We start from the raw sequence: 6,316 nt of genomic DNA, 5'->3' as shown, positions 1-6,316 counted from the left end.
GCCGGTCCGGCTTGCTCTGTTGGTCGCAGGGACCACGCTGCCGCTCATTTTGTTCGCCGGCGGCATCGTGTTTCACAACTACATGCAGGACCGCAGCGACGCGCGACAGCGCGTGCTCGAAACGGTCCGCAGCATCCGCCTGACGCTCGATGCGGAGATGCAGCGCATGACCGGCGGCGTCCAGGTGCTCGCGCTCACCGACGCGCTGACCACCGGCGATTTCGACCGCTTCCGCCCGATCGCGATGGGCTTTCTCGAGCAATACGGCAAGAACGGCACCATCCTCGTCGCCGACCGCGAGGGGCACCAGCTGTTCTCGTCGGCGACCACCGACACGGCCCACCTGCCCCTGCGCAGCAACCGCGAGATCACCCAGCGCGTGTTCGAGACGCGGCAGGCGCAATATTCGGACCTGTTCTACGGCATCGTGAAGAAGGGCCTGATCATCACCGTCGAGGTGCCGGTGTTTCGCGACGGCCAGGTCATCTACGACATCTCGTTCAGCCCGCCGATCGAGATGTTCCAGACCATCCTGGAAAAGCAGCGGCCGAATGCCGACTGGACGCTGTCGCTGCTCGATCGCAAGGCCACCGTGTTCGCGCGCGTGCCCAATCTCGCCGAGACCTTCGGCAAGCAGGCCTCGCCCTCGGTCTACGATCGGATGCTGAGCGAGCACGAAGCGACATTGTCGAGCATGTCGCTCGAAGGTCAGCCGCTGCTGTCGAGCTTCACGCATTCGAACCTGACCGGCTGGATCATCGGCGCCGGCATCAGCGAGACCTCGCTGGTTGCGCCGCTGTGGCGCAACCTCGCCATCACCAGCCTGATCGGCGGCATCATGCTGGCGATTGGCCTCGCCTTCGCGGTGCGGATGGCCACCACGATCGCGCGCGCCGAGATGCTGCACGACCTGCTGATCGAGGAACTCAACCACCGCGTCAAGAACACGCTGGCGATCCTGCAGGCGATCGCGGTGCAGACCTTCCGCAGCGCCAGCCGGTTCGAGCGCGAGAAGTTCGAGGGCCGGCTCGGCGCGCTCGCCGAGGCGCACAACCTGCTCAGCAAGGAGAAATGGCAGGGCTCGGAGCTGGAGGACGTGATCGGCCGCGTGCTCAAGCCCTACCAGTTGAACAATCCCGAGCGCATCCGCATCTCCGGCCCGAAGGTCGCGCTGTCGCCGCGGCTCGCCGTCGTGCTGTCGATGATCGTGCACGAGATCGCGACCAATGCCGCCAAATATGGCGCGCTGTCCAACGACACCGGCACCGTGAATCTGTCCTGGGAGCACACTCCGCCGGATGCGGCGAAGAAGCTGCCGGCGCGGCTGCGGCTGGTCTGGCAGGAAACCGGCGGGCCTGTCGTGTCGGCGCCGATCCAGCGCGGCTTCGGCTCACGCCTGATCGAACGGTCAGCGCGCGACCAGCTCGGCGGCGAGGCCACCGTCGACTTCCTGCCGCCGGGCGTGGTCTACACCATCAGCTGCAAGCTCGAGGATTGATCGCGAGCCCGGCGGCCGCTCAGCCGAAGCGCTGCAGCGCCGGGAAGGTCTCGAGCAGCCAGATGCTGAAGGTGGAGACGGCGCCGGTGAGGAAGCCGATGCCGGTCACGATCATCAGCACACCCATCGCGCGCTCGACGTTCACGAGGTGGCCGCGCATCCGCATGAACAGCGCGGAGAACTGCTCGATCATGAAGGCCGCGACCAGGAACGGAATGCCGAGGCCGGCGGAGTAGACGGCCAGGAGGCCGGCGCCCTTCGCCACCGTGGACTCCGCGGCTGCAATCGAGAGAATCGCCGCCAGGATCGGGCCGATGCATGGCGTCCAGCCGAAGGCGAAAGCCAGCCCCATGACATAGGCGCCCCACAGGCCGACCGGCTTCGGAATCGGCAGCCGCCCCTCGCGCATCAGGAACGCGATCCGCGTGAGCCCGAGGAAGTGCAGGCCCATCACGATGATCACGATGCCGGCGAGGATCGACAGCTGCTCGGACCAGGCGCGGATCAGGCCGCCGATCAGGGAGGCGCTGGCGCCGAGCATCACGAACACGGTGGAGAAGCCGAGCACGAACAGCGCCGCCGAGATCATCACCGCCCGCCGCGACGCCGCCGGCGCCTCCTCGCTCTCGATATGCTCGATCGTGGCGCCGGTCAGATAGACGAGATAGGGCGGAACCAACGGCAGGACGCACGGCGACAGGAAGCTCACCAGGCCGGCGATGAACGCCGCCGGAATCGATACGTTCTGAATCATGCGAGTCCCGCGCTACATCGCCCGGACGGTGTTTGAAGGCCCGGGCATGCTGCTTCATGCCGCCGATGCGGGGATTACGCAACAGAGGTGCCGAAGTTACGGCGGGTCACGGGCTTGCGACGTGACGACGGCCGGGGCGCGGCCGGACCGCCGAATAGGTCCTTCGATACACGGGAGCCGCCTGATTTGCGGGGGCCAACGCAGGTGCAGCCCTGCTGGCCGTCGGTGCCGATCCCGACTCACGCTGCCGTCACGGCATATCACGATTGCGCTAAATGCACCTTTGTGCACATAGTGAACTGTGCTATTTCACAACGCGCAGGAGCGGCTGACGACGCTGACCCGGCTGCAGCTTCGGATCGCGCAGCTTGTCGGGATTGTCGGCCTGGACCATCTCGTCACAGAGCGACTTCAGATCGTCTTCGCTCAGACGGTTCAGCTTCATGCGCAGGTCGAGAATGGCGACCGAGATCAAATGCGCCGATTCGCGATTGCCCGTCGCGACCAAGGCCGCGCGGCACTGCTCAAGCGATGCGAGCACTGCAAACATCTGTTCGTCCGAATTGGCCACGGGCGTCGTTCCGTTCTAGCGTGCGACGTGATGGGGCCGAGCAAAGCCCGGCCCACGAATGGCTTTCCAATACGTCATCCGTTGCTCCCCTGCGTCCGTCCCAGCCAGCTCTGGAGCGCCCCCCGCGTCCAGAGCTGTGGTCGGCTCGCGAACATCTCGCACGTAATCGCGCGACGATGTTTGATCGAAGTCTAGGATTCGATGAGTCAGCGCCACATTCCTTTGATAGCATGACAACTGGGCATCTTCGAATACCATTTGGTGTCGGCGGCGACAAAAACCGTCGATGTTCGACTCGATTCGCGCTAAGCGTGTCTCTGGCATACACTGTGTGTACCCCTGCATGAGCGCGGGCGGTAAATCCATGCTGCAGAGGACAGAAGCCGAAAGACTCATCTCGATCGTCAACGTGTCAATCCATCGAACCCGACCCATGGCGCCAACCACGCCATGTCCCGTAGTTTCCGTAGTTTATCGGTAGCACTCTAGCAGGCGGAGAAAGCTTGTATGCGCGTTGCGGCGGAACGGGGCGTTCCTCAGAAGGAACGCCAGGAGGTGCCAGCCTCCGATGCGACTCTGGCTCCGGCCGCCCAAGACGACGCGCATTCCGGCGCGGCGATCCGCGACGCTGGCGAAGACGGCGTCGCTGCTGCTGGCGTCTCGCCCGGCAAGGCGTCCACGCGCCCCACCCCGAACCGGGCTGCTGCCGCCAAGGCCGCCACCAGCAAATCGACGCTGTCCAATCTCACCGATTGGGATGCCGCGCGGATCTTCCTCGAAGTCGTCAGGGCCGGCAGCTTCCGCTCCGCCGCCGAGCGGCTCACGCTGTCGATCAATGCGGTCCGACGGCGGATCGATGATTTCGAGCGGCAGATCGGCGCCACCCTGTTCACGCGCGACGTGCATGGCGCCCGCCTCACCGACGAGGGCGCGCTGGTGGTCTCGGCGGTCGAGCGCATGGAAGCCGCCTCATTCGAGCTGCTGCGCGCCGGCGACGGCCTCGCCAGCGCCGCATCCGGCGAAGTGCGCGTCGCCGTCACCGAGGGTCTCGGCACTTTCTGGCTCGCGCCTCGGCTGGTCGAGTTTCAGCAGAAATTCCCGAACGTGATGGTCGACCTGTACTGCGCGATGCGCTCGGCCGACGTGTCACGACACGAGGCCGACGTCGCCATCCACCTGTCGCGGCCGGCGGCGCTCGACGTCAAGCTGGTCCGGCTCGGCCGCATGCACCTGATGTGCTTTGCCAGCGAGAAATATCTCGAAACCTACGGAATCCCGAAGACGATTGACGAGCTGGTCAAACATCGCTTGGTTCTGCAAGTAGCGGATGAAGCGGCGGCCAACACAGCTTTCGCGACAATCTTCCCCGGCTTTGAGCAGCGGGACCTCATCGCGATGACCACCAACGTCTCCAGCGCCAATTATTGGGCTGTCGCGCATGGCGCCGGTATCGGAGTATTCCCAACCTATGCGAGTGCGCTGGGCGGGAAGATCATACCCCTCGAGGTAGATCTCAAGTGGTCGTACGATATCTGGCTGTCATACCATGCCACCACCGGTCGCATCCCTAGGGTGCGTCACATGATCGACTGGCTGGTAGAGGCTTTTAACCCTGCCAAATACCCGTGGTTTAAAGACGAATTCATTCATCCACAGCAACTTAAAACAGTATATATGGGCGAACCCCTGACCCATTTATTCGGGGGATTTCCGATGGAAGGACGGTAAAATCAGTATGAACAAGTCAGCCGCTAAGAAAATGAAGCAGCGCAGCGCCGGCAAGCCCGACATCGAGCTTGGCAAGCGCATTCGCCTTCGGCGTGTGGAGCAGAAGATCTCGCAGGCGGAGCTCGGCGAGAAGCTCGGCGTGAGCTTCCAGCAGGTCCAGAAGTACGAGAAGGGCGTCAACCGGGTCGGCGCTGCGCGTCTGCAGCAGATCGCCACCGCACTCGACGTGCCCGTGACGTTCTTCTACGACGGCGACAACAAGGCCCGCGAGGTCGAGAGCCTGCTGTTCCTGGACTCGGCTTTCAGCCTGCGGTTGCTGCGCGCCTACAGCAAGATCAAGGATCAGACGGTGCAACGTCAGCTGGTGTCCTTGATGGAGTCGATCGCCGCGAACGAGGAATAGGCGCGAGGCCATCTGACAGGCCTCCACGTGATGGGAATGGGCCATCATCGCTCGAGGGCGCAACTTGGGGGCGCCTGGCGCTCTGCCGGCTCGGGCGAATTCACAGCTCTGGCTCGCGTGCCGATCGACGCAATCGGTCGTCCGGTCTTTCTGGTCCGCCCAGCGTTGGCTGCGCGGCCTGAGGTCCCGTCACACTCTCTTCTGCCTTCTGCCGTCATAGGAAGTGGCGGCATGCCGGGCTTTCTCGGTGCGCAGCCCCAAGCCCGCATCTTGCGTTGACGCCGCACCGGCGACGGTCAACGATGGCGCAGTCCTGCCGCCTCCCCCGGATATCCATGCCAGCCCCGTCCGAACCTGCCGCCGCCTTCGCCGAGGGCAAGATCCTCATGACCGTCGACGACGGGGTCGGGATCGTGACCTTCAACAATCCCGAGAAGCGCAACGCGATGTCGCTGCAGATGTGGGAGGGCCTCGGCCAAGCCCTGACCGCGCTGCGCGACGATGACGCCGTCCGGGTCGCGGTGCTGACCGGCGCCGGCGACAAGGCGTTCGTGTCCGGCGCAGACATCAGCCAGTTCGAGCAGAGCCGCCACAACGCCGAGGCCTCCGAGGCCTACGCGCAGCGGAGCGCGGCCCAGCGGGCGCTGCTCGCCGACTTTCCCAAGCCCACGATCGCCTGCATCCGCGGCTTCTGCCTCGGCGGCGGGCTGCAGATCGCGATGCTGACTGACATGCGCGTCGCGTCGGCCGACAGCCAGTTCGGCATTCCCGCCGCCAGGCTCGGCATCGCCTATGGCTATGACGGGCTGCGCAACCTGGTGTCGCTGGTCGGCCCCTCGCAGGCGCGGCTGCTGCTCTATACCGGCCAGCGCATCGACGCCGCGGAAGCGCTGCGGATCGGCCTGATCGACCGGATGATGGCCACGGACGAGCTGCTGCCGGCCACGCGCGACATCGCCCGCACGATCGCCGGCAACGCGCCGCTGGCGGTACAGGCCGCCAAGATCACCATCGCCGAAGTGCTGAAGGACGAGAGCCGCCGCGACATGGCCGCGATCAAGCGCATCGGCGACGCCTGCATGGACTCGGAGGATTTCCGCGAAGGGCGCCGCGCCTTCATGGAGAAGCGCAAGCCGGCCTTCAAGGGGCGCTAGAGCGCCTCCAGCACCGCGCGAGTCACATCAACGGTGCCGGCGCTGCCGCCGAATTCGAACGGCTTGAGGCCGCCTGCATACACCTTGTCCACCGCCAGCTCGATGCGCCGCGCGGCCTCGGCCGCACCTTCGATGCCATGGGTGTCGGCCAGCCAGTCGAGCATCATCGCGGCCGAGAGAATCATCGCGGTCGGGTTCGCCTTGCCCT

The 6,316-nt window shown here is 65.1% G+C and carries 7 protein-coding genes; 4 read left to right on the top strand and 3 right to left on the bottom strand.

What is annotated here, in order from left to right:
* On the top strand, positions 1–1,498 hold a 1,498-nt coding region (locus BRAS3809_RS20005; RefSeq protein WP_240535722.1), incomplete at its 5' end, for a sensor histidine kinase.
* A 19-nt stretch (positions 1,499–1,517) separates the two neighbouring features.
* Here the strand turns inward: BRAS3809_RS20005 and BRAS3809_RS20000 are convergent.
* Together BRAS3809_RS20000 and BRAS3809_RS19995 are read right to left on the bottom strand one after the other, a co-directional pair.
* Positions 1,518–2,252, bottom strand: a complete 735-nt coding sequence (locus BRAS3809_RS20000) for a cytochrome c biogenesis CcdA family protein (protein WP_008963872.1) — start codon at positions 2,250–2,252, stop codon at positions 1,518–1,520.
* Between the two features lie 304 nt (positions 2,253–2,556).
* Entirely contained in the window at positions 2,557–2,802 is a 246-nt protein-coding gene (locus BRAS3809_RS19995; protein WP_008963871.1) for a hypothetical protein, read from the bottom strand.
* Between the two features lie 528 nt (positions 2,803–3,330).
* Here BRAS3809_RS19995 and BRAS3809_RS19990 point away from each other — a divergent pair.
* The 3 genes from BRAS3809_RS19990 to BRAS3809_RS19980 all read left to right on the top strand — a co-directional run bounded on the left by BRAS3809_RS19990 (position 3,331) and on the right by BRAS3809_RS19980 (position 6,108).
* Positions 3,331–4,551 carry a LysR family transcriptional regulator gene (locus BRAS3809_RS19990; RefSeq protein ID WP_008963870.1) on the top strand — a complete coding sequence of 407 codons (1,221 nt, stop codon included), beginning with the start codon at positions 3,331–3,333 and terminating at the stop codon, positions 4,549–4,551.
* A 7-nt stretch (positions 4,552–4,558) separates the two neighbouring features.
* The gene (locus BRAS3809_RS19985) at positions 4,559–4,954 is read left to right on the top strand and encodes a helix-turn-helix domain-containing protein (protein WP_006611929.1); all 396 of its coding nucleotides are present in this window, start codon (positions 4,559–4,561) and stop codon (positions 4,952–4,954) included.
* 335 nt (positions 4,955–5,289) lie between these two features.
* Positions 5,290–6,108 carry an enoyl-CoA hydratase gene (locus BRAS3809_RS19980; protein ID WP_008963867.1) on the top strand — a complete coding sequence of 273 codons (819 nt, stop codon included), beginning with the start codon at positions 5,290–5,292 and terminating at the stop codon, positions 6,106–6,108.
* Here BRAS3809_RS19980 and BRAS3809_RS19975 read toward each other — a convergent pair.
* Positions 6,105–6,316: isocitrate/isopropylmalate family dehydrogenase (locus BRAS3809_RS19975; protein WP_035657092.1), on the bottom strand; the 212-nt coding region annotated here is incomplete at its 5' end. The two genes, BRAS3809_RS19980 and BRAS3809_RS19975, sit on opposite strands and share 4 nt — an antisense overlap.

Source organism: Bradyrhizobium sp. STM 3809, from assembly GCF_000239795.1.
Lineage (GTDB): Bacteria > Pseudomonadota > Alphaproteobacteria > Rhizobiales > Xanthobacteraceae > Bradyrhizobium.
This window is presented reverse-complemented; position numbering and strand designations above follow the sequence as displayed.